This window comes from Ktedonobacter sp. SOSP1-85, assembly GCF_016587415.1.
In the GTDB taxonomy this organism is placed as follows: domain Bacteria; phylum Chloroflexota; class Ktedonobacteria; order Ktedonobacterales; family Ktedonobacteraceae; genus Ktedonobacter.
Window position 1 is genome coordinate 4,967,819 of sequence record NZ_BNJI01000001.1, and the last position, 26,192, is coordinate 4,994,010.

At 56.4% G+C, this 26,192-nt stretch carries 19 protein-coding genes and 2 tRNA genes; 11 read left to right on the forward strand and 10 right to left on the reverse strand.

The features are described from left to right. Positions 1 to 92 precede the first annotated feature (92 nt). Positions 93 to 314 carry an XRE family transcriptional regulator gene (locus KTE_RS20725; RefSeq protein WP_201384191.1) on the forward strand — a complete coding sequence of 74 codons (222 nt, stop codon included), beginning with the start codon at positions 93 to 95 and terminating at the stop codon, positions 312 to 314. Positions 315 to 2,767: 2,453 nt separating this feature from the next. Next, positions 2,768 to 4,285, forward strand: coding sequence for an MDR family MFS transporter (locus KTE_RS20730; protein ID WP_236600504.1), 1,518 nt, complete (start codon positions 2,768 to 2,770; stop codon positions 4,283 to 4,285). Positions 4,286 to 4,458: 173 nt separating this feature from the next. Here the strand turns inward: KTE_RS20730 and KTE_RS20735 are convergent, their stop codons facing one another. After that, a complete protein-coding gene (locus tag KTE_RS20735) occupies positions 4,459 to 6,483 on the reverse strand; it encodes a GAF domain-containing protein (RefSeq protein WP_201384193.1) in 2,025 nt (674 codons plus the stop codon). Between the two features lie 367 nt (positions 6,484 to 6,850). Continuing rightward, on the reverse strand, positions 6,851 to 7,621 hold the full coding sequence (locus tag KTE_RS20740; RefSeq protein WP_201384195.1) for an alpha/beta hydrolase: 771 nt from the start codon (positions 7,619 to 7,621) through the stop codon (positions 6,851 to 6,853). Between the two features lie 183 nt (positions 7,622 to 7,804). Between KTE_RS20740 and KTE_RS48915 the strand changes: the two genes are divergently transcribed. Genes KTE_RS48915 through KTE_RS20750 form a run of 3 tightly spaced genes read left to right on the forward strand, consistent with a single transcriptional unit; the run spans position 7,805 to position 11,925 of the window. Next, positions 7,805 to 7,939, forward strand: a complete 135-nt coding sequence (locus KTE_RS48915; RefSeq protein WP_255552917.1) for a hypothetical protein — start codon at positions 7,805 to 7,807, stop codon at positions 7,937 to 7,939. Further along, positions 7,926 to 10,556 (forward strand): sensor histidine kinase, encoded by a 2,631-nt coding sequence (locus KTE_RS20745; protein ID WP_201384197.1) that lies wholly within the window; start codon positions 7,926 to 7,928, stop codon positions 10,554 to 10,556. The genes KTE_RS48915 and KTE_RS20745 overlap by 14 nt, the downstream gene beginning before the upstream one ends. Continuing rightward, a complete protein-coding gene (locus KTE_RS20750; protein WP_201368982.1) occupies positions 10,528 to 11,925 on the forward strand; it encodes a sigma-54 dependent transcriptional regulator in 1,398 nt (465 codons plus the stop codon). Before KTE_RS20745 ends, KTE_RS20750 begins: the two co-directional genes overlap by 29 nt. 134 nt (positions 11,926 to 12,059) lie before the next feature. Here KTE_RS20750 and KTE_RS20755 read toward each other — a convergent pair whose 3' ends face one another. Beyond that, the gene (locus KTE_RS20755) at positions 12,060 to 13,034 is read right to left on the reverse strand and encodes a GAF domain-containing protein (RefSeq protein ID WP_201384199.1); all 975 of its coding nucleotides are present in this window, start codon (positions 13,032 to 13,034) and stop codon (positions 12,060 to 12,062) included. A 198-nt stretch (positions 13,035 to 13,232) separates the two neighbouring features. Here KTE_RS20755 and KTE_RS20760 point away from each other — a divergent pair, with 198 nt between their 5' ends. From KTE_RS20760 to KTE_RS20785, 6 genes are all read left to right on the forward strand, one after another. Next, complete coding sequence (locus tag KTE_RS20760; protein WP_201384201.1) at positions 13,233 to 13,625, forward strand: PleD family two-component system response regulator; 393 nt, start codon at positions 13,233 to 13,235, stop codon at positions 13,623 to 13,625. A gap of 517 nt (positions 13,626 to 14,142) precedes the next feature. Further along, on the forward strand, positions 14,143 to 14,625 hold the full coding sequence (locus tag KTE_RS20765; RefSeq protein ID WP_201384204.1) for a hypothetical protein: 483 nt from the start codon (positions 14,143 to 14,145) through the stop codon (positions 14,623 to 14,625). A gap of 92 nt (positions 14,626 to 14,717) precedes the next feature. Then, positions 14,718 to 14,790: transfer RNA gene (locus KTE_RS20770), tRNA-Pro, on the forward strand. A gap of 4 nt (positions 14,791 to 14,794) precedes the next feature. Further along, positions 14,795 to 14,867 (forward strand) — tRNA-Gly (locus KTE_RS20775). Between the two features lie 416 nt (positions 14,868 to 15,283). Further along, entirely contained in the window at positions 15,284 to 15,568 is a 285-nt protein-coding gene (locus KTE_RS20780; protein WP_201384206.1) for a hypothetical protein, read from the forward strand. Continuing rightward, positions 15,540 to 16,079, forward strand: coding sequence for a hypothetical protein (locus KTE_RS20785; protein WP_201384208.1), 540 nt, complete (start codon positions 15,540 to 15,542; stop codon positions 16,077 to 16,079). Before KTE_RS20780 ends, KTE_RS20785 begins: the two co-directional genes overlap by 29 nt. Positions 16,080 to 16,390: 311 nt before the next feature. Here KTE_RS20785 and KTE_RS20790 read toward each other — a convergent pair whose 3' ends face one another. The 7 genes from KTE_RS20790 to dnaK form a co-directional block, all read right to left on the reverse strand. Continuing rightward, positions 16,391 to 17,062: a hypothetical protein gene (locus tag KTE_RS20790; RefSeq protein WP_201384210.1), complete on the reverse strand. Its 672-nt coding sequence runs from the start codon at positions 17,060 to 17,062 to the stop codon at positions 16,391 to 16,393. Between the two features lie 154 nt (positions 17,063 to 17,216). After that, positions 17,217 to 17,858, reverse strand: a complete 642-nt coding sequence (locus KTE_RS20795) for a pentapeptide repeat-containing protein (protein ID WP_201368969.1) — start codon at positions 17,856 to 17,858, stop codon at positions 17,217 to 17,219. Between the two features lie 176 nt (positions 17,859 to 18,034). Further along, on the reverse strand, positions 18,035 to 20,653 hold the full coding sequence (clpB, locus tag KTE_RS20800; RefSeq protein ID WP_201384212.1) for an ATP-dependent chaperone ClpB: 2,619 nt from the start codon (positions 20,651 to 20,653) through the stop codon (positions 18,035 to 18,037). A gap of 79 nt (positions 20,654 to 20,732) precedes the next feature. Continuing rightward, entirely contained in the window at positions 20,733 to 21,089 is a 357-nt protein-coding gene (locus tag KTE_RS20805) for a chaperone modulator CbpM (RefSeq protein ID WP_201384214.1), read from the reverse strand. Then, positions 21,082 to 22,098, reverse strand: coding sequence for a DnaJ C-terminal domain-containing protein (locus tag KTE_RS20810; protein WP_201384216.1), 1,017 nt, complete (start codon positions 22,096 to 22,098; stop codon positions 21,082 to 21,084). Before KTE_RS20810 ends, KTE_RS20805 begins: the two co-directional genes overlap by 8 nt. A gap of 54 nt (positions 22,099 to 22,152) precedes the next feature. After that, positions 22,153 to 24,075 carry a DUF505 domain-containing protein gene (locus tag KTE_RS20815; RefSeq protein WP_201384218.1) on the reverse strand — a complete coding sequence of 641 codons (1,923 nt, stop codon included), beginning with the start codon at positions 24,073 to 24,075 and terminating at the stop codon, positions 22,153 to 22,155. 158 nt (positions 24,076 to 24,233) lie between these two features. Beyond that, entirely contained in the window at positions 24,234 to 26,132 is a 1,899-nt protein-coding gene (gene dnaK / locus KTE_RS20820; RefSeq protein WP_201384228.1) for a molecular chaperone DnaK, read from the reverse strand. Between the last annotated feature and the right edge of the window lie 60 nt (positions 26,133 to 26,192).

Below are 26,192 nucleotides of genomic sequence, written 5' to 3' on the forward strand. Positions count from 1 at the left end.
TTTATTCATAATAGATTAATATAGTCTATATTCATTGACATTAAGTCACTTTCATTGTACTCTATACCTGATATTACTCTTAAGGGGCGCATATGACCATAGACGATTACCGTGTGCAATTCGGTTGGTCGCGGCGGCATATGGCTAAGGAGGCAGGTATAGATAAAAATACGCTGCGTAGCGCGATGGCTGGCAATCCAGTGTATCGCGCCAAAGTGGGGGCGATCACTGAGGCGATCAACCAGGAACTCGCACGACGCGGCAAATCATCTATTCTCTATACCGATCTCGAAGGTGTTGTGTTTGCCGATTAATCCTAAGCCATTCGCACATAAAAAAAACGCCCGTGGTCTCCTGGTCAGAGACGGGCGCTTCTTAAGATGAGTCGTACCACACAGCAGGCGCACCGCGAAAGTTTCCGAGGCTTCTTCGGTATGTCCTGCTGATCTATCTGTATAGATATTCCATACCAGACAGGTACAGATCTTCCGGGCGCATTGTCGCATTACGGAATATGGCCTGTCAATCGAACGGAGAAAGTCATGCGAAGTGATGGCGTTCGCATTATTAAGGCTGCGACCGTATTCTCGACACAGAGTACCGGCTATGACAACACCCATAGGTATATGCACGGCTATGAAATCGATTTGACACGCAAGACAGCTGCGCTCATCCGCCAAAGCCGCCGTGGGGCTGATGAAGACAACCCGGAGAGTCGCCTGCGCCAGAAGGGCCTTGCTACTGTTGCTCTGGAGATACGCGGAGATCACGACCCGCTCATGGTGATACCCTACGACGAAGGCGCTGGTGTCTCAGGCCAGAAAAAAATATACGAACGGCCAAAGCTCCTGGAACTCTGGAAGGCGCTGCTGGACAGTACAATTGGCAGTATCATCGTGGCCCGTGAGGACCGTTTATTCAGGGACCGCTGGCTGACACAGCCAACCCAATTCGCTGCGGAGTGTGCCCAGCGTGGCGTGATTCTGATCGTTGCCGGACGACGTGCCTACGATTTTCGCATTCAGGACGATTTCAAAGCTTTCCTGCGTAAGATGGAGGAGGCGTACGGCTATATCGACACGCATGTGAAATATATGATGGAGATGAAACTTCAGAAGCTTCAGCGCGGTGAGTGGGTCGGGGGCAATCTGATCGCACCGTATACACTGGACCGGCTGGCGATCCAGGAAGCCAAAGAGCACCGGAAAATAATGAAGGAGTTCGGGGCAAGTGACGAGGAAGAACTGCTCATCACCAAAGCCTACCGACCAGTCATTTACGAACCGTGGCGGGAGATCGCGGTTGAGCTGTTTGAAAAATTCAAGCTATTTGATTATTCCCGTTCGCGCATGGGTCGCTATATCGAGGAGCGGCAATACATTTTCCCTTTTCCCTCAGCTGAAGATATGCAACAGTACATCTTTAAGACCAGAATGAGTTCGGTATCCGGCCTTGGCTACACCTTCACGGTGAACAGCCGCTTGTCCACGTGGCTATCCAATCTGATGCACCAGGGCTATATTGGTGTCGGCAAGGATACACAGGGCAGCCACGTCTATATCGAAGGAGCATTCGAGGCGGCCATCCCGCGCGATTTATTCGAGCCAGCATACGAGACAATTACCGGCTTCACGCTCGACGGCCAGCCAAGCACCGTGCGCCCAAACCACCGGCGCTTCGTGCGGAGCAAGCCGATTGAAGATCAGACGGCCCTGCTTACCCAGCATTTCCGCGCGCCGGACAATACATGGGGCGTGCGCACTGAAGACGGTCCGCCGCTCTACTATGCTGCCTACCTCCGACGCACAACTCAGACTACCGAGACGTACAGCTATATGGAAAGCAATCGGCTATGGTCGCTGCCATGCACGACGTTTGACCGTATCATTGTCGAACGTCTGAGCGCCCTGGCCGCGCACGACAAAGAACTGGCCGCACGCGTCGAGAATTACTACAAAAACCTGCATGCCAAAACGGTGAGTGAGAAAAAGGCAATTCTGCGTGAAATTACTGCCCTGCAAGCCAAAATTGCCCGCTACGACAAATTGCTCACCAGACCGGCGAGGCCTCTGACTGAGTCGCAGGAGGGCCGCTATCTGGGCGAACAGGCGCAGGCTGAACGCGATCTGGCAAAGGCTCAGAGCGCGCTGGAGCGATATGACCGGATGCAACCAGCACAGTTCATCCCGAAGTTCTACCGGATCTTAGGCCAAGCGCCTGGCGAGTTCTGGAGCCTGGATATTGACCGGCAGCGCCACATGTTGAGTCTGCTTATTGAGGAAATACAAGTGACAAGTATTTCCCCTCATCTCTATAAGCTGCTGTTGAAATGGAAAGACCCTGTCGCCAACCGGTGGGATTGCGCGATTCTCTTCAAGCGGCAGGCAATACGCTCGAAACTGCTCAACGTCTCGCAGTGGACGCCCGCAGAAGACGACATTTTGCGGAGGTTATGGCCCAACACCAATGGGTTCGTGATATCTCGGGAACTCCCGACGAAAACCAGTCATGCCATGAAGGTACGTGCCTTACAACTCGGTGTTCGTCGAAGCGAGGATTTTCAGAAACGTCGCAGTCCGCTGCACCGGGCGTTGTGCTATAGCGACTGGACAGGGGCCTGTGCAGCCCTGGAAGTCGGCCCCGAAACTGAGGAAGGCATGAAGATACTGGAGATGCTGAGTTACTATGCGCACACCACAGGCAAAGAGACGCCGCTCAGTTGTTGGTGGGTGTTGCCGGTTGTGGACATGAACGGCCCTGATGAGGATTGGATCAGACCATTGTCTCGACCGCCATGCCCAGAATTATCGCCGACCTGCAAGGTTTTGACCGCTACACCTGGGTCTCAACCTCTTATCTCCTGGCCTCGACGGTTATGGTACCGATCTATGGCAAACTTTCAGACATCTTTGGGCGCAAATCTATCTTCCTGGTGGGCGTCGTCATCTTCCTGACGGGCTCGGCGCTCTCCGGGGCCGCGCAGACGATGGATCAACTGGTGCTCTTTCGCGCCTTCCAGGGGATCGGCGCCGGTGCACTTATGCCCATCGCCATCGCCATCGTCGCCGACCTCTTTGCTCCCCGCGAGCGCGCCAAATGGCAGGGCGTCACGGGCGCGGTCTGGGGCCTCTCCTCTATAGTCGGCCCCACCGCGGGCGGCTGGATTACCGAGCATACGACCTGGCGCTGGGTCTTCTACGTTAACCTGCCCATCGGCCTCCTGGCCATGCTCGTGCTCATTTTCCTCATGCCCACGCTCAAGCAGACGAGTAAGAAGCCAAAGATTGACTACCTGGGTGCCGCTCTCCTGGTCGCCACGGCGGTTCCGCTACTGCTCGGCTTCTCCTGGGCTGGTTCGGAGTATGCCTGGGGCTCGCCCATCATCCTGGGACTCTTCGCCCTGGCCATCAGCGTTGGCTGCGTCTTCGTGCTCTATGAGTCTATCGTGCAGCGCGAGGGCGGACAGCCCATCATCGAGCCCTCGCTCTTCCGCAACAGCATCTTCACCATCTCGACTATCGCCACGGTCATCTTTAGCATGGCCCTCTTCGGTAGCACCTTCTTTATTCCGCTCTTCGTCCAGGGGGTCGTTGGTATCACCGCCACGAACAGCGGCCTTGTCCTGACCCCACTCATGCTCACCTCGGTTGTGGGCAGCGTCATCTCAGGCCAGCTCGTTGCCCGCACTGGACGTTACAAGTGGGCCGCCATCAGCGGCATGCTTATCGGTATCGCTGGCTCCTGGTTGCTCATGCGCCTGGACATCAACGCCAGCGACAGCGATGTGCTACTGGCCATGATCATGCTCGGCCTGGGCATGGGGACCAGCATGTCCCTCTACACCCTGATCGTGCAGAACGCCCTGCCGCAGAAGATCGGCCAGGCCACTTCCTCGTTGGTCTTCTTCCGCTCCATCGGCGGCACCATCGCCCTCGCGGCCATGGGTTCAGTCATGAACGCCAGCTATCTTCCGGCCTTCCACGGTGCCCTCCCCGAGGCCAGCAAGAAGGCCCTGCCCGCCGGGACCCTCCACTTCTTCGACAACCCGCAGATCCTGCTCTCCGAGGAGATGCAGAGCCACGTCCACTCTAGCCTCTCCGCCCTCGGCCCCCAGGGCCAGGACCTCTACACCCAGCTCATGCAGGCCGTCAAGCTCGGTCTGACCCAGGGCATCCACCATGTCTTCCTGCTCTGCACCTTGCTACTCTGCCTTGGTCTCGTGGTCGTCCTCTTCCTCAAAGAGATCCCCCTCCGCGGCAAAAGCCAAACGCCCCCGCACTCCTGAATAGGGGTTCACTGCGCTCCGATGGACAGATCGGGTAGTGCTTGTAAATGGCGCACCTACCCTCACTCCAGGGAAATGCAGCCGCCCAGCAGGAGGGGCCTGGTAGGTGCGCCGTTTACAAGCACACCCAGGCCCCTCCTGCATGGGCGGCCGCCCGCTACTGGCGTACGCGGCTACTCCATCCTTAAGCGGTAGATCTTAATAGCGACCTGGAAGGTGAGCCAGTTGCTGCGCTCTTGCAGGTCGATGCTGCAGAGGGATTGGATGCGTTCCAGGCGCTGGATGAGTGTGTTGCGGTGCACGTAGAGGTGCTCAGCGGTCTTGGTGAGGTTACCCGCGTTCTCCAGGTACATCTCCAGCGTGGTCAGCAGCTCGGTATTTTTACGTTTATCATATTCATCGATCTTTGCCACCTGCTCCTGGTAGACGTCGCGCAGGTCGTCCATGTGGGCGATCTTGTAGAGGTAGCGGTAGACGCCGAGGTCGTTAAAGTGCGTCACGGCGGGGCCGCGTTCGGTCGAGTGCATGCTCTGGCCCATCTGGAGCGCCTCGCTGGCCTCGGCGAAGCCCTGGCGGTAATCGCTGATCTGCTGGCAGGCATTGCCCAGGCCCACGGCCAGCCTGACATCGTATTCATCATAGATATGGTGGGCCAGCTCCTGAATCCAGGTCTTGAGGCGCAGGCTATCGGAGTCCTTCGGAAGCGGAAGCAGGCAATTGAGCAGGTTCTCATGCTCATAGAAGATGGAGCCGGGAGCGCTCTCCTGAATGCGGCGGCGGACGAGATTGCCCAGGCTGCGGTAGGTGTTCTGGAGCGCGCTGGAGCTTGGTGCGCCCTCCTTGCGCCCACTGGCGGGGTGGGTGCTCTCATCGCCACGCGTCATCTCGATGCGCACCACGGCATGTGGCTGCGTGAGGTCGCAGCCCAGGAAGTGCGCGCGCTGGCGTAGGGATTCTTCGTTCTCCGGCAAGCCCTGGATGAGATCCTCGAAGAAGCCCTTGACCAGGTTTTTCTGTGCCAACTGGTTTACGAGGCGGCTGTTTTTGATGGCGATGGCTACCTGGTTAGCGATGGTCGTCAGGAGCGTCTGATTCTCCGCGCTGAAGCGCCGCGTTTTATAGGTATAGCAGTTGATCAGGCCAAGCTGCTCGGTGCCCGCGATCAGGGGAGCGGAGATCAGGGATTTATACTGCGAGGTGCGCAGGGGATTCAAGCGCTCAAGTGTCTCCCCCTCGGGAAGGTCCTGTGCCTCTGAACTATAGGCGCGCATGGTCTGTAGGTCGGCTTTATCGCTCAAGCTGCGCAGGTGGTCGAGGGTATGCGGATCGACATCCACGGCCTGAAACTGGCTCTGGTCGTTCCAGTTGGGCGCTGTGGCGTGAACGATCAGGCGGCGTAGCTGGCGCGAGGTGTCGGCATCGCGCTCGCGGGCCTGGTCCATCAGCATGATTACGCAGAGATCGACCTCCATGATCTGGACCGTCAGCGTCGCCAGGGTGCGGAGCATATCATCGAGATAGAGGCCTGAACTGATGGTCTGGCTCAGCATCGAGAGCGAGGTCAGGATGCTCAGTTTGCGCTGAGCGCTCTCGTACAACTGCGCATTCTCGATGGCGCCCGTCACCAGGGCCGCGATATTGCTGATAAAATTGCGCTGCTGCTTGCTAAATTCGTGAGGAGCCACGGCCTGGAGCGTGATCACGCCTGTCAGGCTCTTGTCCTTGGCGATAATGGGCACGCTAAAGATCGACTGGAACTTCTCTTCCTGAAACTCAGGGATATAGTGGAAGCGGGGATCGGCCAGGGCCGCTTCTTTAAGGAAGATTGGCTTGCGGTGGAGGGCTGCCCAGCCGGTAATGCCCTCGCCTAGCGTCATATGTATTTTGCCTACATAGCCCTCGTACGGCCCGGTCGCGCTGGAGAGCACCAGCAGATCCTTCTCGGGATCATAGAGGTAGATAGTTGCTATATCACAGGAGGTGGCCCGGTTAATGGATTCGAGCAGGCGTTTAAGCACCTCTTCCAGGCGCAGCGTTGAGCCGACCGTCGAGATGACCTCGTTGAGCAGGGCGTTCTCCTGCGTGCGCGCCTCCAGCAGCCTTTGCAGCTTGTTGTTTTCATAGCGCAGGCGTTCAAGACTTTTCTCAGGCGTTTCGGCGGCCTCTGAGGGTAGATGTGAATTCGCCTTGGCGGACATTGTTCCTCCTCTAAATTTCGCGTTCCCCAAATAGAACATACGTCACAGCGTGCGCACCTGTGGGCGATGTGCGCGCCATTGCAACACCCGGCCTTTTGATACAGAGATATAGTTAATACATACATATTCGCGCATGAGTTATTGTACTCTTTTTCCGTCTCAGCGTCTACCCTAATACAGCCTGCTTCCTGTTCTGGGAGGACTGTATCCCCCGCCTTCGCGCCTGCGGCGCTCAGGGGTAATAATATGGGCGTGCATTGCGGGCATCCGCCCGCAATGCACGCCCATATTATCAAAGGTGTAGGGATAAGGGCGTTGTAGGGTCCATGCTTGCATGGACTAAAAAGGTTTAGGGAAAAGGAATGTCTTATTGGGGTGCGTTTTTGGTTGTGAAGGCGATGATGCGGTCAATTAAATCGCGGCCATTCTCGGTTTCAAAGATTGCGGTACCGTGGGCGCCGCCGGGGTAGATGTGTATCTCTTTAGGCTGTTGAGCGATGTCGAACATATGCTGAGTATTCTCGGCGTAGGCGTCATCCTGACTATTGATGAAGAGCTTGGGTGCGGTGATTGCGGGAATCTTCTTTTCCTCAATCCAACCTTTGAGAGGGGCTGAGAGGGTGATGACGCCTGCTACTTTGGCCTGGGAGGCGGCGTCCAGGCTCACGGATCCCCCCATGCTTGCGCCAAGCAGAATGACTTTTTTCGCGCCCTGGCTTTTGACAAAGGTGATGGCGGCAAGTAAATCCTGGCTATATTGGGCGCTATCACGCTGCCCTTCGGACTCGCCGTTGCCACGGAAGTCATAGGCCAGGACCATAAAGCCGCGTGCGGCGAACCAGGGCACGACCCCTTGCCATATAGCCTTGGTGCTATTGAGTTCATGAGAACAGATAATCGCCGTCGTGCCGCTCTTGCTATAGAGCAGGCCAGCAAGCTTAATATGATCGGCTGTCGTAAAGTGGACCTCTTGACTGGTGACTGTGGGCGTGGTAGGCGTCGGAGTGATGGGAGGCGTCGCGGTCGGAGTAGGAGGGTTTGAGGTCTGTGGTGAGCCTCCTCCTGATGTGCAGGCCGCGAGCACCAGGCAGAGTAGCAGGAGCGCGATGAGTCGCAGGTGGAAGTGATGTTTCCTCATGTGGTGATCTCCTTAAAGCCGTTTGAGCATATTTTTTATTCTTCAATGTCTATATGTACGGCTTATATATGTACGGCTCTGATCTGCCCGATATCACATCAACTATCGAGCGCTTTCAGATATTTAGTGACAATATTTTCATAAAGCGGTCCTATTGCGTGCGTTGCGCGGGGGGCATCTGGTATGATTGATTTCAGCCAGAGCGGTGGAGAGGCGTTTTTCGTGGGAGGGCACGCCTGGCTGGTGCATGTCGTTGTGGAGCGTGTGGGGATTGGGTTGATGGGTAGAAGAAGAGGTGCCACTGGTGGAGCAGGTTGAGATTGCGGCGGTCGTGCAGGCCCTGCTACAAGATTTTAGCGCCATTATTGATTATAAAACGTTACAGGATAGCCTGCCGCGACGGCTGGCGACCCTGCTGCGCTGTCGCTGTGTCCTCTTTTATCAGCGCATTGGCGAGACACTCCAGTTTGTGGCTGGCTCCTTCGATGATCAGCCGGGCTGGTCGAGCGGGCTACTCTCGGTGGCGCGGATCAATCCTATCCTGCTCACAGGTGATCTCCTGGAGGCGCAGGCCTGGCGCGAGCGGCATGCCAGGGCCACACCCTCTCGTGCCCCCACGCATGTCGCGGCACCCCTCATCTATCGCCAGCGCTGTATCGGTGTGATGGTCGCCATTCGCCTGCCGCGCGAGGAATTCTCTGAGCCGCCTATGACCTGGCAGTCGGACGAGGTGAGCATGGTAGAGGCCGTCGCGGGCGTGGTCGCGCTACTACTGGAGAATACACGTCTGCTGGAGCGCGACCGGGAGCGTATCCATGAGTTGTCGCTGCTTAACAGCATCAGCAGCCAGATGCACTACTCGATGTATGAGTATGAGCGTATGCGTGCCGTCATCGTCCAGCGCGCACGCGAGATCTCGATGGCCGACCTGGGGGCCTTGCTAGAGGTGCCTTCAAGGAGCGCGCGGACGCGCCCCAGGTCTCCCGAGAAGGAAACATGGGTGACAGAAGAGTTACGTACCCTCCTCCTGCGCTACTTTGGCGAACAGAAGTTTCCCGAAATCCTCTTGCTAGAACTGCCTGGTGCCAGAAATGATCCCTGGAGCCAGCAAGTGGCTCAGGCTCTCCCCTCCTCTGTGAAGACCTTCTTCGCGGTCCCCCTGCTGGGTGGCAAGATTGGCGCGCGGCGTGGCGGCTCCCTGCTGCGTGGGAGTATCAGCAAAGACCAGGAGTATGCGCAGGAGACGAGTATCCTGGGTGTGGTCATTGGAGCCTATCACGCGCCCTGGAAGCTGCGCAAGTCCGAACTGGTACTGCTCCAGGTGCTCGCCAGCCAGGCGGGGGCGGCTCTGGAGAATATGACGCTCATGCACGAGGTCATTGAGGCCCGCAATGAGGCCCGCAAGCTCCTGCGCCAGGTGCTTGAGGACCAGCGCCTCAAAGAGATGATCCTCGAAAGCATTCCCAGTGGCCTGATCACGACCGACCGCTCCGGGCGCGTCACCACCTTTAACCGCGCAGCCGCCGCCATTCTTGGCTATCATGCTCGCGAGATTGTAGGCCAGCCGCTGGCGTGTGTTCTGGATATACGCTCCCTGCATGTCGCGACCGCCCCGTATGAGCAATATCTCTCACCTATTGAGCAGCCATCTTCGCCGCCAGGCAGAGATGAGCCGGTGCGCGAGACGCAGACCTTCGAGGCGGTCCTCAGCGCTCTCCGAGGCGAGGCACCAGGTGAAGGAGCCAGACTGAACGGCCCCTCGGCGCGAGCGGATGGCGAGCCGGGATCCACCGGCCCGCTCCAGCGCCTGCCAGCTCCCTTTCACGCCCTGCTGGGAGAGCTGCGCAGCGGAACCATCAAGAACACCGACCGGCAGGGGCGCGAAGTGGTCCTGGAGGTCGATGCCCTGCCCCTGAGCGATGAGAGTAACATGCCCATTGGTATGCTCGTGACTTTCACCGATGTCACCTCGGTCCATCGCCTGGAGGAGGAGAAGCGGCGCCTGGACCGCCTGGCGACTCTGGGCGAGATGGCCGCCAACGTCGCCCACGAGGTGCGCAACCCCCTGGCCTCGATTAAGACCTCTATGCAGATGATCATGGAGGAACTCTCCACCACGACCGAGCCTCTGCCCTCGGACGAGATTGATTGTGGCCTGGGAAGCGACCAGGCCTGGATACGCGAGGAGAGCTCGGTCGTCCTGAAAGAGGTCGAGCGGCTCAATGCCATCGTGCATGACCTGTTGCTCTTCGCCAAGCCGCGCCAATTGCACCGCACGCCCTGCTCCCTCTCCGAATTGAGTGACCGGGTATTGCACTTTATTCAGCCACAGTGCGAGGCAGCCAATGTCGTCGTGCATCGTGTCTACCGTGATATCCCTGCCGTCGGCGTCGATGCCGGGCAAATGGAGCAGGTCTTGCTTAATCTCTACATGAATGCCTTGCAGGCTATGCCCGAAGGGGGCATCCTCACCGTCTCCTGCATGACGCTACCAGCCGAGCAGGAGAGAGCGGAGGGCGAGCAGGAGGACGTGGCCACTACACGCTCACCCCAGGTGTTGGTTGGGCTTCAGCGTCCAGGCATCACCCTCTCACAGTGGGTTGAGATCGCTGTGAGCGATACTGGCGAGGGCATCAGGCCAGAACAACTCGGGCGTATCTTCCAACCCTTCTTTACCACCAAAGCCCACGGTATCGGCCTGGGGCTGGCGATCACGCGCCGCCTGGTCGAGGACCACGGGGGCTATATCCGCGTCGAGGGGCACTATGGCTATGGCGCAACCATCTCGATTCGCCTGCCCGTCTTCGATGAGGATGCCTGTACAAGCCCCCGCAGAAAATATGCTTATGAAGCGCCCTGGGGCGACATGTTATTGGAAGAGGAGATGTTAGTGGAGGAGGGCGTTGATGAGCCTGGGTATTCTGATCGTCGATGATGAGCCACATCTACCGCATCAGCTTGCACGCTACCTGCGCAAGCGCGGCTATGATGTTTATACTGCCTCAGATGGCGAGGCGGGCCTGCGCGAACTCCAGAAGAATACGATTGATCTTGTCTTGCTGGACCTGCGCCTCCCCAAATTGAGTGGATTGGAGGTACTCAGGCGTATTCGCGAGCATGAGGCGGAGCTGCCCGTGGTAATCCTGACCGCTTATGGCGACGTCCAGACCGCCGTAGAGGCCATGAAGTTAGGAGCCTCAGATTACATACTCAAAGGATTTGACCTGGAGGAATTGTTGCTAGTTGTAAAACGAGCGCTGGATACCAGCGCGATGTCGAGAGAACTGCGACAGTTAAAGCGAGAGCGCAGCGATAATTATCATTTCAATCACGTCGTGGGGCATAGTGAGCGTATGCATGCCGTCTTTGAGCTGGTCTCCAAGATCGCGCGCAGCGATGCCTCGGTGCTCATCACCGGCGAGAGCGGCACCGGCAAAGAGGTTATCGCGCACGCCATTCATGAGCAGAGTCCACGTGCCAGCGGCCCCTTTCACCCGCTCAATTGCGCCGCCATCGCGCACAACCTGCTTGAAAGCGAGCTATTTGGGTATGAGCAGTATGCCTTTACCGATGCCAAGAAGCAGAAGCGCGGCCTGTTAGAATTGGCAGAAGGAGGCACACTCTTCCTGGACGAGATCGGCGAGATGCCGCTTGACATGCAGGCTAAGCTGCTGCGCGTACTGGAGACGCGTTCCTTCTTTCGCCTGGGCGGCAACAAGGAGGTCAAGATCAACGTGCGTATCCTGGCCGCGACCAACCGCGACCTGGAACTGGCCATGAAGGATGGCTCCTTCCGCTCGGACCTCTACTACCGCCTGGCGGTCCTGAAGATTCCCTTGCCGCCCCTGCGCGAGCGGCCAGCAGATATCCTACTCTTCGCCGCCCATTTTATCGAAGACTTCAATCGCTCGCTTGGTCGTAACGTGCGCAAGCTTGCGCCCGAGACGCAACACCTCTTACAGAACTATAGTTGGCCGGGGAATATACGCGAGCTAAAAAACGTCATTGAGCGCGCCATTATTTTAAGTAGCGGCGAAGAGCTGCTGCCCATGCACCTGCCCCATGAGATCGTCGGCTCAAAAGACGGGCAGGCGCCCAGTCCGATAGACCCCTGGGAGCAGTGGTTTAACGCGCGCCCCACCGGCCCGGTCTCGTTGGAAGAGATCAACGGGCGCATCGAACGCCACTTTATCCGCTGGGCTTTGGAATCCACCCGGCACAACCGCACGCGAGCCGCGGAGCTGCTCGGCTTCGCCAAAGTCGACCAGCTCCGCTACCTCATGCGCAAACACGGCATTGATTAAAAAGGGAAGAGATGGTGTTGTGGTGGAACGACGCTACTAAAATACGCGTCTACATATAATGGTACGATACGCTCCGCCCCATTATATGTAGACGCGTGCTTCAGCAGCGTCGGAGGTATATGTAGACGCGTGCTTCAGCAGCGTTGGAGGAGTTCGCCTTCAATTTGTTGCCAGACGTGGATGCTGGTCTGAGTATTATCGAAGGGTAAGTGTTCCTGGGCGGCTTGTTGAGCCAGGCGGGCTGTGCGTTCACGATAGGTGTTGATCAGGGCATATTGTTTCTCTGGCTCGGGCATGATATGCAGCTTGATGACCTCGTTGGCATAGAAGGCTCCTTTGGGGAAGGCCAGGGCCAGCAGGTCGCTAAAATGTTTGGCCAGTTCCACGCGCAGGGGGGTAAAGTAGTGTGGCTGGCTGCTGGCGGCGAGGAGGCACCCGGCGGTTAATCCCGCGTAGCGAATGGGGTGAGCGACCGCGCTGACCTCAAATTTATCATGATAGACGGGAAAGGGAGGATGTTCATGGCGCAGGTCGCTCACAAGTTGCAGGTAGCCAGTCTCAACTACGTAGCCGCAGAGGGTCTCGCCCCCAAGGAAGCAGATCTCGTGTTCCAGGTCGCTCGGCCAGGGGAAGTGCCCCTTGCCCGCGATCTCACGCAGGCTATGAATGGCCCCATCCTCGCGTGGTGGCATGCATTGGACCAGGCGAATGGAGAGGCCCAGGCGATTAGGATCGAGCTGCTCCAGGGCCTGTTTCAAGATGAGATCGGCCAGGCGCCAGAAGAGCAGGCGTTCGTTGGTGATGGTACGCATATGCAGGACCTGGGCGAAGAACTCAGAAGGAATGGTATCGACGGTATCTTCAATCAGCCAGGCATGCAGGTCGGGATATTGTTGTTCCAGGGCTTGAAAGAGCTCCTGGCGATCCTTGACGGGGACAGCTTGAAGCAGGCGAACAAGATGTTGCTTATGCGGTTTTGTCTCGCCATTGGCCCAGCGGGTCAGGGTCATGGGAGCGATTGAGAGTTCATTGGCGATCCGTTGACGCTCGGCGGTTGACTTAATGATGGAGTGGAGGATGGATGTCCAGGAAGGAGCGTTGCTACTCATGCCAGTTCCACCTTTTATACATAATTAGATGCGTTTCTGACTTCCATTTGCGCTTTTGTATATGATAACAGAGGGGGTAGAGTGAGTCAACCATTGGGGCGGCGAACGTGTATAGAGTAGATGCAGAGGAGAGGCGTAAGCCAGCATGTATGGGAGAATATATACATGCGAGAGATGCGGTCCGTAAAGGGATTGGGAATGATGCCAAAGAGAATTGTCGTTGTGGATGATGACCGGGAGGTGCGGGAGATACTCGCATTTGTCCTGGTGCGCTATGGATTTGAAGTGGAGTGCGCGAAGGATGGTTCTCAGTTGCAGCAGCTCCTTGCCCCTGTGCATGGACCGCTACCCGACCTGATTATCCTGGACGTCATGATGCCTGGGGAGGATGGGTATCATATTTGTAGGGGGTTACACGAGGATGGTCGAACCAGGCACATCCCTGTCATCATCGTCACAGCACGCGCTGAGCACATCTACGAGCGGATCAGTGAAGATCTGGGGGCGGCGCTCCATATTACCAAACCCTTTCACCCCTTCGAACTCGTAGAGCGCGTGCAGACTCTGGTAGGCCCCCCCAAACAAGCCTGATGAACGCAAGAACGGGAAGGGGCCCCGCCCATGCAGGAAGGCCAGTAGTGCTTCTAAAGGGCGCACCTACCTGGCCTTCCTGCCGGGCGGGGGCATTGCCAAGAAAATGAGGGTAGGTGCGCCCTTTACAAGCACTACCCGATCTGTGCGGCCCCTGGCGAAGCTCCAAATGCTTTAACGGGGTCCAGGGGTAGGTTCCCAGGCTTTATCCCCGGCAAGGAGCGAGAACGGGTCAAGGGCCACTTCTCCCCAGCGAAGAGCGAGAACGGGGTCCAGGGGCAGGTTCCCAGGCTTCTCCCCGGCAAGGAGCGAGAACGGGGTCCGGGGGCGGAGCCCCTGGCGGGGTTTGGGGTGTCCCCAAATTCTTCTTTCTCCCCCCGCCGTAGGCGGCAGAAACAATATACCCACCTGGCTAGATAGAAGAAAATAGGAAGAAAACTACTTGTATCGACGCTCAAAAGTTGGTATGATTACAAGCAAGAGCGTCCTGGTAACCATACAAGGAAGCAGAGCGGCTATGCCTAATAAATATGAACGCGAAATTGAAGAGATACTGCGCAACCTGGAACTCTCAGACTCTCCGGGGTCTGGGGGGAAGAGAAGCGAGCGCCGGTCAGGCCCCCCGAAGAAGGAGCGACCCCCACGTGGCCCTCGTTTTCGGGGCTTTTCCTGGAACTTTTCCCCCAACGAGTGGTTTCTCCTGAGCGCCATTGTGGCGGCCTTGCTGGGTGGTGGCTATGCCTATGCTACGCCAACGCATGAGGCCAACCTCATCACAGGTCTGCTGGCCATTGTGGGTATGATCTGTATTGTGTGTGTCGCGCTCACCAATTTTGTCTCGCCTCGTTCGGGTTCCGCGCAGCGTACGCGCCATCAATCGGTCCAGTTTGGCAATGTCACCATTACCCCCTTGCGGCGCGGCCCTTTTAGCAACCTGCGCACGCGCTGGAACCTGTTCTTGTTGAAGCTACGTTATCGCAAGAATGACCGCCCGCGCTAAGGGTGAATTGGATATGATGGATGGCTGAGAAATCGCGCCGAAAAGTGCTTGACAAGCCGTCAAAACCATGTTAATATTTCAACCGTAACAAACGGGGTGTGGCGCAGTTGGTAGCGCGCCTGCTTTGGGAGCAGGAGGTCCGCGGTTCAAGTCCGCGCACCCCGATTATGCGGGAGTAACTCAGTTGGTAGAGTTCCTGCCTTCCAAGCAGGCTGTCGCGAGTTCGAGTCTCGTCTCCCGCTTTTCTTCATAGACCGTCCTTCTCAATGTGCTTCACAAGCTGCTTCAGATGAAGCGAGCAGTGATGACAGATGAGAAGGACGGTTTTCTTTATGGCCAAAAGGCGTTCAACGGACACCTGCCTTCATTTTCCGGGAAACACCTGCCTCGCGTTCCACGTTCTGACAAAAGTGTTCACAAGCCATTCAATCCATGACCACCTGCCTTTCCACCTAAGCAAACACCTGCCTCTCAGCTTCTTCCTCGCGCGAATCTGGAGGCCGCCTGACGTGATTCCTTTTCTATCGCAAGAACGCATAGCTAGACTTGGTACTCGGTAACCTGAAACACTGCTCGCGTATGTTGATGTGTTACACAGATGCGTCACCGAGATCCCGTAAGACTTCAAGATGATGCGGACGAAAGGAAACTAGCAACCATGGTATTGAAGGCGACAAACAACGATTCTTCTATCGCACACGCCGTGCAGTCAAGGGGAGCAGACAGGCGAACGCACAAGAAAGGATCACGCGTCACACAAGAACGTGCCAAAGCCCAACGTGCCAAACTCGACACGCAGGTTGAGACCCGGCACCTTCAAGAAGTGCAAGAAGCCGTTGTTCAGGCTACGCGGCACAAGAAAGCAGCACGGCAAGAGGCCCAGGCCAAACGGCGCATCATTACAACGCTCATTGATGCCTACATACAGGATCAGGCTGCATGAGTATCGGCCTGTTGCACGTGTTTTTGTCCAGCTCTTGACCGGCAAGTGGGAAAAGGCTTTGGAAGCCAGCGTTGAGGAACTTGCCGCACTCCTGCGCACACTGCAAGACCAGATGGCTCCTATACAGGAGCGGATCGCCAAAGCCAAGCTGACCTATGGGCAGGCAGAGAGGCAACATGCTGATCTCCAGCCCACGATTGACTCCTGGACTAAAAAGCGTGATACACAACCTGCTCACTATATCCAGAAGCAGGCTGCGCTTACTCAGGATCTGGCGGATCTGGAGCGCGAACTTCAGGCTGGCAATCCACGTATTGCTGCATTGGAGCAGGCTTTGATCAAGGCCCGGCAGGAACGTGCCTTGATCGAGGATGCGCTGGCCCATCTTGATCAGCAGGTCGAGGATGCCAAACGGGAGGCAGGACGTCTCGTCCTGGAGTCGGCGCAAGTGGTGGGGGCGACCCTGACCAGCCTGTACCTCAATCCAACACTGCTCAATCAGCAGTGCTAGAGGTGATATGCTGCTCAAGGCAGGTGGTTGTACATAAGCGCTCGAAGGAGCCATCGTTCAAATTCCACGGGTGCTCTTTGATCGCCTCGTGGATACACTCGCTTTTGCTGCTTAGTGCAAACATAGTGTTTGAAACATTTGGATAAAGCCTACCTCAGAATACGACCGAAAATAGTGAAAATTTTTCCATTTCTTCTGTTGATAAACCTACTTTTGTAGTAGTGAGAAGGCTGATCAAATGGAGAGAGAGAGAAAACAACTCATCCACAGAACATGCTCCAAATTTCACCAATTTCGTGTCACAATGGGCATTAGTCGGGCAGATGGAACGGGATGGTTGTGACGACAATCTTCGGCAGAGGTCGGAGTGCATGCCTCAGTTGTGACGCAGTCTGACCGTGCAGGATGCGGTGCCACCAGTGCCGGACGACGATTTCTGGAAGGATCACCGTCACCGTGAGGTCGGGGCGTTGCCAATGTAACACCTCGATGTATTTGACTATCGGCGCAACGATCGCGCGGTAGGGAGAGACGATAACCGCGAGCGGCAGATGGTCCCCCCAGAGGTGCCAGTAATCGCGAAAGCGTTTAGCATCCTCCTCCGTGGAACTGAGGTGCAGTGCGAGCACGGGCTGTTGGAGCGAGGCCGCATACGCCAGGGCGCGCATACTGGCGCGGTCCAGCGAGGCAACTGGTACGATCACCAGGTGGTGGATCTCCTCGGGCGTTTCCTCCGCTTCGGCCAGGCCTGCCTCCACGCCTGAGACGAGCGCAGGTAGGCGCTGTGGCTGTGGTACTTCAACCACCCCTGCCTGCAGCGCGAGCGCCTGAGCGGCCAGGTCGTAGTGGCGTCGAATGCGCATCGCGACCAGGATGAACAGCCCAATAGCGAGCAGGGCTACCCAGGCGCCTTCGGTGAACTTCACCCAGGCTATCGTGGAGTTAGGGGTGAGCGCCGCTATAATCCTTGCTCTGGGAGTCACACTAAAGTTACTTGATCATGTGCATGTTGATTTTACCAAAGAATGAAGGAACTCAGCCTAGTTAGAGGCTGAGGCAAGAAAAGGCTGAAGCTAAGACAAGCCCGCCTCATCGCTGGGGCTGCAAGCCGCGGGGCTTGCAACGGGTTCTTCTCTGTCAGGACGATCGAGATTTATTGGGCATGATAGTCCCTTCGAGTGATTTGGCTTGAAGGAGCTGTGCCATGGTGACGTTCGTCGCCAGAAGATTAAGCCCATCCAGGTTTGCCCCTCGTAAATTAGCGCTACTCAGATTTGCCGCGCTCAGGTCGGCACCGCGCAGGTCTGCTCCGCTGAGATCGGCCCCGCTGAAATTGGCCTTGCTCAAATCGATGATGTTAATCAGGTCAGATTCCGCTAGAAACGCGAAGAGGATGCTTCTGCGACCGGGGTCTAAGAGCCGCAATATGGTCCATGTGCGTGTGCGGGCAACAGCGCGCACCTCCGCATTGGTTTTTGATTGGCGTAAATTCTCGCTCAACAGGAGATCCGCCATTTTGTCGAGGTAGCCATGGAGGGCGGCTTCTCGCGCCTGTTCAGTGCTAATCCATGCCGTCCCCACGCCGACTACTATTGGAATTGCCAGGACACCAAGGAGGTAGAGCCAGTCCCAGAGCGTTCTCCCCTGAAAACCAGTCCAGTCCATGTGATAGCCAGCCACAATGGCGGCAATGGAGACGACTAGTGCAATGGCTATCCCTTCACTGAGTGCTCTATGCCGCAGTATAGATGTCCACCACATCGAAAATCGTCTTTGCATCTTATTCCTCCAGCACGAATGACGCATAGCAATCCGCTTGTTGTACACTGAAAAGCCAGGAGAGATAAAACAAGACAATTACTTATTGCCTCGAACCCGACAGGAGGGCAAAGCAGATGCATCGTTGGCAAGCACCTCTCTGCCCTCCATGTGGTTTTGCTCAAGGCATACAACCGCTACCTGCGCGCATGAACTTCCTCAGGGACCTCCACCCTGACCGCTTCAAGCGTAAACTTGCCATCCTTCACATCAATGACGACGGTATCTCCATCGCGCACTGTCCCGTCAAGCAGTTCGCGCGCGATGCGGTTCTCAATCTCCCGTTGAATGACGCGCTTCAGCGGACGGGCACCAAATTCCTCGTCGTATCCCATTTCGGCCAGCCGATCACGGGCAGTGCCGGTGAGTTGGAGCGTAATGTGGCGCTCGCTCAGGCGCTGGCGCAGGCGATCCAGCTGGATATTAACGATATCTCGCATCTGTTCGCGCGAAATCGGATGGAAGACGATGATTTCATCGATGCGGTTGATGAACTCTGGACGGAAGCCTTCCCCGCGCAAGCGTTGACGAACCATGCGTTGGACCTCGTCCTCGTCCAATTTCTCAAGCTCAGGCAGCCAGAGGACTCCAACGTTACTTGTCATGATCAGGACGGTATTCTTGAAGTCAACAGTGCGGCCCTGTCCATCTGTCAGGCGACCATCATCGAGTACCTGGAGCAGGATGTTGAATACCTCTGGCGCGGCTTTCTCGATTTCGTCGAAGAGCACAACGCTATAGGGACGACGGCGTACCGCCTCGGTTAACTGACCTCCCTCTTCATAGCCGACATAGCCAGGAGGCGCGCCTATCAAGCGTGCTACACTATGTCTCTCCATATACTCGGACATGTCGATGCGAATGATGGCATGCTCATCATCGAAGAGGAATTCGGCGAGTGCTCGTGCCAGCTCGGTTTTCCCTACACCAGTCGGGCCTAAGAAGAGGAAACTGGCCAGCGGCCGGTTGGGGTCCTGGAGTCCCGCTCGCGCGCGACGTATAGCGTCGGAGACCGCTTGTAACGCCCGTTCTTGCCCGACAACGCGTTTGCGCAGGTTATCCTCCATATGCACAAGCTTCTCTATCTCACCCTCCATGAGCCTGGTCGCGGGAATATGGGTCCATTGCGAGATAACCTCGGCAATATCTTCGGCATCCACCTCTTCTTTAAGCATACGAGCACCTTTGATATTGGCGAGCCTCTCCTCCATCTCGTGGAGTTGCTGCTCCAGCCTGGGAATGACGCCATGGCGCAGTTCAGCCGCGCGGGCAAAGTTGTACTCGAGCTCGGCTTTCTCCAGCTCTATCTGGGCCTGTTCGAGTTCTTGCTGTACACGGCGCATGGTCTCGACAGGGCCGCGTTCGCGCTCTAGAGCCAGCTTCATAGTATTGAGTTGCTCTTGCAGATTGGCGATCTCCTGTTCAACTTTTGCACGGCGTTCCTGGCTGCCAGGATCAGACTCCTTTTTCAGGGCTTCATGTTCAATCTGCAACTGCCTGATGCGGCGGTCCAGCGCGTCGATCTCGGTAGGGGTGCTATCCAACTCGACGCGCTTCCGGCTGGCTGCCTCATCCACCAGGTCAATGGCCTTGTCGGGTAAGAAGCGGTCGGTGATGTAGCGCTTGGAGAGGACGGCTGCGGAGACCAGGGCGCTATCGGTGATGCGTACGCCATGATGGGTCTCATAGCGCTGCTTGAGGCCGCGCAGGATACTGATGGTATCCTCGACGGTTGGCTCATCAACCATGACGGGCTGGAAGCGGCGCTCTAGCGCGGCATCTTTTTCAATGTATTTGCGATACTCCTCCAGTGTGGTCGAACCGATGCAGTGGAGCTCGCCACGGGCCAGCAAGGGTTTGAGCATGTTGGAGGCATCCATGGCCCCCTCTGCCGCCCCGGCGCCGACCAGGGTGTGAAGCTCGTCGATGAAGAGGATAATGTTGCCGTTGGAGTCGATTACCTCTTTGAGCACGGCTTTAAGTCGTTCCTCGAACTCACCGCGATACTTGGCGCCAGCGATGAGTGCGCCGAGATCGAGAGCGATAATTTGTTTGCCGACCAGTGTCTTTGGCACATCGCTACGTATGATCCTCAGGGCTAATCCCTCTACAATAGCGGTCTTGCCAACGCCCGGCTCTCCAATTAGGACCGGGTTATTCTTGGTGCGGCGACTTAGGACCTGGATGACACGCCTGATCTCCGCGTCTCTGCCGATGACCGGGTCGAGCTTTCCTTGCCCTGCCAGCAGAGTGAGATTGCGGCCATATTTTTCGAGTGCTTGGTATTTACCTTCGGGATTCTGGTCGGTCACGCGTTGCCCTCCTCGGATGGACGTGAGAACCTGTAACACCTTGTCACGTGTAAGCCCTGCCGCTTCTAGCGCCTTTGGTGTTACACCATCGCTTATATTAAACATGGCCAGCAACAAGTGCTCAACGCTGAGATACTCGTCGTGAAAGGCTCCCATCTCCTTAAATGCATCTTCCAGGAGCTTGCGCAGGCGCGGTGAAATGCCTGGCTCACTTCCACCATACACCTTTGGCATGCGCTCAAGTTCCTGGCTAACCAGGCGCTGCGCTGCCTCAAGATTGCCTCCTGCCTTCGCGATAACTTGCTGTACCACTCCGCCTTCCTGACTGAGCAGAGCCGCAAGGAGATGCTCTACATCAACCTGACTATGATTGTTTGCTCTCGCGATCTGGCCAGCTTCATTGATGGCTTCACGAGCTTTTTCGGTGAAACGCTCAATGTTCATACTCTCTCGTTTCCCTTGTTGGTGTACAAATGAACGATTCTTGTAGGTTGAGCACTACAATGACCACGAGTCAGTTTTCTCAGTCGCCAGAAAATTGCCATGATGAAGATTGTATCTGAGCCACTTGGCTTCGCGTTTCTTCCAGTTCTTGCTGCAACGTTGCCAGGCGCTTGAGTAAGTGGAGAACGACTTCGACGCCCTCCAAATTCACTCCTAATTCATGCTGTAAGCGGCGAATACGCCGCAGGCGTCGCACATCCTCTTCGCTATAGCGCCGGTTTCTACTGCTGCCTTCGCCCTGGACCAGGCCTAATGCTTCCAGGGAATGCAGCGCACGCATGTTGAGGTGGCTCGCGGTGACAGCCTCATGCGCGCTATATGAGCGTAGCGCGGCATATGGTTGTACTACAATACGCGTGATATATGAGTTATCCACGTCTGCTCCTTTCTTCTACCGGGCTTGCCTGGGGAACGTAGCCAACAGAACGGGCGAAGGCTTCGAAGAGGTGACGTTGCTCTGGACTGAGGTGTTTAGGCATTACCACGTGTACGTCAGCGTAGAGATCGCCCCTTTTATCTGGTTCTCCCATAACAGGCATGCCCTGGCCCCGTAGACGCAACGCGGTACCCTCCTCGGTCCCGGGCGGTATACGCAGCAACAGGCGGCGGCCATCTGGGGTCGGTACCTGTATCTCTCCACCTAATACAGCCTCGGCGAGAGGAACCTCGACGCGCGTATGCAGCGTCGTCCCCTCCCGTGTGAAGCGAGGGTCAGGCGCCATATGTACACGCAGGTACAGATCACCGCGCCCAGCAGGCCCCTCCTGGCCCTGACCAGCTATCCGTATGCGCGAACCCTCGTCAACCCCAGGGGGGATTTTTACCTCCAACCGACGTGTGCCGCCATCTGTAGTGGCCAGTTCTAAAACGCGCGTAGCGCCTTTATAGGCTTCTGGAAGTGTCACGGTGACTTCAGCCTCGACGTCCTGGCGGGCCGGGGCACGAGCCTCGGCCCGCGTATGGCCAGCCGTACGCGATCGCCTGGTTCCTGGACCTGCACCAAAGTAGGTCTCGAAGAAATCCGAGAACGGAGACGCGCCGCCAAAGAGGTCGTTTAAGTCTTCTTCGCTGACGGTACGATAGTGGGTGTGTCCTCTACCAGCGCCTGTTGCCCCCGTTCCAGCCGCATAGCCTGCACCCGGCCAGCTCCCGTATTGCTGGTAGTACCTATCCATCTCGTCGTAGCTTTTCCGTTTCTCTGGGTCGGAGAGCACTTCGTTGGCTTCGTTGATCTCCTTGAACTTCTCCTCGGCTGCCTTATCACCTGGATTGATATCAGGGTGATATTGGCGCGCGAGTTTGCGAAAGGCTTTTTGAATATCCTTCTGACTTGCGTTCCTGTCCACGCCCAACGTCTTGTAGTAGTCCTTATAATCAACAGCCATGGGTTGTTTCTCCCTGGAAGAGGAGTTTTAGAGGATCCGAATGATATCGATCTCCTAAGCCCTCTTCGCAGCAACGCTATATTCTTTGTCAATGAGCTCCTGGACAGCCAGGAGATCTAGACCTGCCTCTGTGAGCGTTGCTTCCCCGACATACTGACCCATACGGGCAATGTGCAGCATTTCGCGAAATTCAGATTCCCTTAAACCGCTCAGGCGCTCTGCTTCCTCCCACTGGTGAGGCTGCATACGGACCTTGCGCTCTTTCACATATAATGTCCCCACCTGCCGGATGGCGGCGAGCACGCGCACGAGGGTTGGCGTAATGGGATGCCCGAGGTGCATAGCCCCGCTCACAGCTCTGGTGAGGAGTTGCCCCGCCTCCGTACGTATCATCTGACAATCAACAAGTCTGTCAATAAAGCCGCGTGCTTCGAGCTTTTCCAGCGCCCAGTTGCGTTTTTCTTCGTCGAGCCCTTCTCGGCTGTTGCTGCCAAAACCACATGATTCCCCTTCGGTGTCGGGGAGTTGCTCCAAAAGTTTGGCCTCCTCTCGTGTAAGTGCAAGCCTTCGTATGCAGTGGTTGGCGAGATTGGCGTAAAAGCGGCCCGATGCAGTGATCCCTCCAGTGCCAATAAGCTCTTCTTCACGTGCCTGCTCAATCCACCACTGCGCAGGAACGCCCAGGTGGGTTTCGGCAATCGTTAGAGCTTTAACCGCTGTAGCGCTGATTTCGCGTGTGTTCCCCTCCTGCTCTTCCACAATTTTTTGACCTGTGAACGTCAGGCGATAGCCCATATTACGGCCTTCCATTTCAGCTCTTAGCAAGTCAAAGGCCTCCAGGCCAACGAGGAGCTCCTCGAGATCCCAATTGGTGTTAAACCATTCATCGTGCTCTTTTACCTGCTCTAGCAGCGCCACAGCCTGACGCTTCAACGGCGTTCTCTCTCGTAAGGTTCGGCCACGGCGTCCTTCCAGGGCGCGATAGCGTTTGACCATACGATTAACTAGCACGCGATGTAGGGCCTCTTTATTGGTGGGTTTATGTTCCTGAACCAGGTGATCGATGGTCGTGAGTAATTCAACTTCAGGTTCGGTGATCGCGAATGTACGCGTCTTTTCTGGTACCTCTTTTTGTAGAAGAGAATATGCTTTGAGCGCTACATAACCTGCTTCGCTCAGTTTTTCATCCGCATCGACATAGCCCAGCAATTGGAGGCTGGCTATTTGTTCAGGCGTTAAAACGGAGCTTCCCTTATCAGCTAACTCTGCTAGTACCTGGAGCAATGGCTCATCAAGAGCCACATCTAGAGGGCTATAGCCTTCTTTACGCAAAGCATCATAGACGGCCTGGCCTAATGCCGTTAGGACATAATTATCCCCTTCAGGAATCGACCAGGCCAGGAGGTTCATGGCTTCCATGAGCGCTAGTTGTTCTGCGGTCATTTGAGCGGCTGGTTTCTGGGCATAGCCAGGATGCATGTGGCGGATCGCATTTGCGAGATCGCCATAAATCTCCAGATGTGGACGATGGTGTTCAGCGAAATCCCTCCAGGCCTCGCCATAACGATTTAGACAGGTAAGCTGACGCTTTTTGAGTGTATCCTGCACCTGCTTTGTGAAGCCGCGTGCACGCAGCATATCTACGGTTACCGGACCAACCTGCCCCTTTTTTAACGTTGCTGCGTGTAAAGCGGCCAGAATATCTGAGCCGAGAAAACGCCAGTTGTGCTCGAGACGATCTATAGTAGGAAGCAAGTTCTCCGCATGCATTGCTCTCATGAGGTCAAGCGCCTCACGCCCGGCATAGGAGAGTTGGTAGGCGCGAGGAGGCTGGAGAAGGGCAAGGCCCTGCAATTCAAGTTCGCGATAAATGTGTTCCTGAGGATCATCTTCTGCCAATGAATGTGTTGCGTGTCCCGCAGCCTCTTCGGCAGCCAGCTCTTGTAACGCGATGAGATGCGCTGAAGCTAAGAGCATATTGCACATCCTTTCCTGCTCTCCTAAGTGCATCCATAGAGAGCAATCTTGTATGTCTGCATTCAGTTGTCACTGTAACGGTGCGCTTGCTATCCTGGAGGTGCTCCAAAGCTAGAGAGGCAGCCCCCAGGATATCTATAAGTGAGTCAGGTGAGTCGCTAGAGTTCTCGGTATTCTCCTTCGACGGTCCCTGGCTCGCTGCCAGAACTGGCTTGCGCTCTTGCTTCAGTGGCTTCGCTGCCAGCTGGAGCGCCTGCATAGCTGGCAATCTCCTGTTGCATGCGCTGATAGGTGCTCTCTAGTTCAGCCATGCTGCTTTGCACACGTGCTATATCACTCCCAGTTAGGGCGTCGCGCACAGCCTTGACCTTGCTCTCAGCTTCATTGCGCATGCTGGGTGAGAGTTTCTCCGTGTTCTCCTTGAGAGTACGCTCTACCTGGTAGGCCACACTGGAAGCATTGTTGCGTGTCTCGATCTCCTGGCGGCGCTGGCGGTCTTCCTGAGCGTGCTGCTCCGCTTCACGCACCATGCGGTCAACATCACTTTGCGAGAGACCACTGGAGGCGGTAATGGTGATCTTTTGTTCGCGGCCCGTGGCCTTGTCGCGCGCGGTCACGTTGAGGATGCCGTTTGCGTCGATGTCGAAGGTGACCTCGATCTGTGGCATGCCACGCGGCGCGGGACTGATACCCTCCAGGCGGAAGTGGCCCAGGCTCTTGTTATCGCTTGCCAGTTCGCGTTCGCCCTGGAGTACATGAACGTCCACTGCTGATTGATTGTCCTCTGCTGTGCTGAAAGTCTCGCTCTTGCGTGTAGGAATGGTCGTGTTGCGCTCAATGAGCTTGGTTGTCACTCCACCCAATGTCTCGACGCCAAGTGAGAGTGGGGTGACATCCAGGAGTAAGACATCCTTAACCTCGCCTCCCAGCACACCTCCCTGGATAGCCGCGCCAACGGCGACGACCTCATCGGGATTGACCCCCTTGTGCGGGTCCTTGCCGAAAATGTTTTTGACAAACTCAACTACGGCTGGCATACGGGTCTGCCCGCCCACCAGCACATCCTCGTTGACGTCGCTTGGCTTGACCTGCGCATCCTCTAAGGCACGCATGACCGGACCACGCGTGCGCTCGATCAGGTCGCCCACCAGTTGCTCTAGCTTGGCACGTGTGAGTGTCATCACAAGGTGCCTTGGCCCACTGGCGTCAGCTGTAATAAAGGGGAGGTTGATCTCGGTCTGAGTCGATGAGGAGAGCTCGATCTTGGCGCGCTCAGCTGCTTCTTTTAGGCGCTGTAGCGCCATGCGATCGTTGCGTAAATCAATACCCTGATCCTTGCGAAACTCGTCAGCAAGCCAATCCACAATCCGCTGATCAAAGTCGTCGCCACCCAGATGAGTATCACCATTGGTGGACTTGACTTCAATGACACCCTCCCCCAGTTGTAGGACGGAGATATCAAAGGTGCCACCACCAAGGTCATAGACACCAATCAGCTCGTCATGCTTCTTGTCCAGCCCATAGGCAAGTGAGGCCGCGGTTGGCTCATTGATGATGCGCAAAACCTCAAGTCCTGCAATGGTACCCGCGTCTTTCGTGGCCTGGCGCTGTGAGTCGTTGAAGTAGGCTGGGACAGTGATGACGGCCTGCGTAATGCGCTCTCCCAATTTGTCTTCCGCATCGACTTTCAGCTTTTGGAGGATCATGGCCGAAATTTCTGGCGGACTATACTCACGCCCTCCCATCACGACGCGGACATCACCGTTCGCAGCACCTGTAATCTTGTAGGGAACCATTTTTATCGTACGCTGTACCTCGGGATCGTCGAACTTACGCCCCATGAGACGCTTAATGGAGAAGACGGTATTTTCTGGGTTGGTCACGGCCTGGCGTTTGGCGACCTGGCCCACCAGGCGCTCGCCACTCTTGGTAATCGCGACGACAGAGGGCGTAATCCGCGCACCCTCCCTGTTCTCAATAACGGTTGGCTCGCCTGCCTCCATGATTGACATGACTGAGTTTGTTGTTCCCAGGTCAATGCCGAGTACCTTTGCCATTGTTGCCCCTCTCTCTCGTATTGTGTCCACGGCTCCTCTCGACAAGGAGCCCGAGCACGT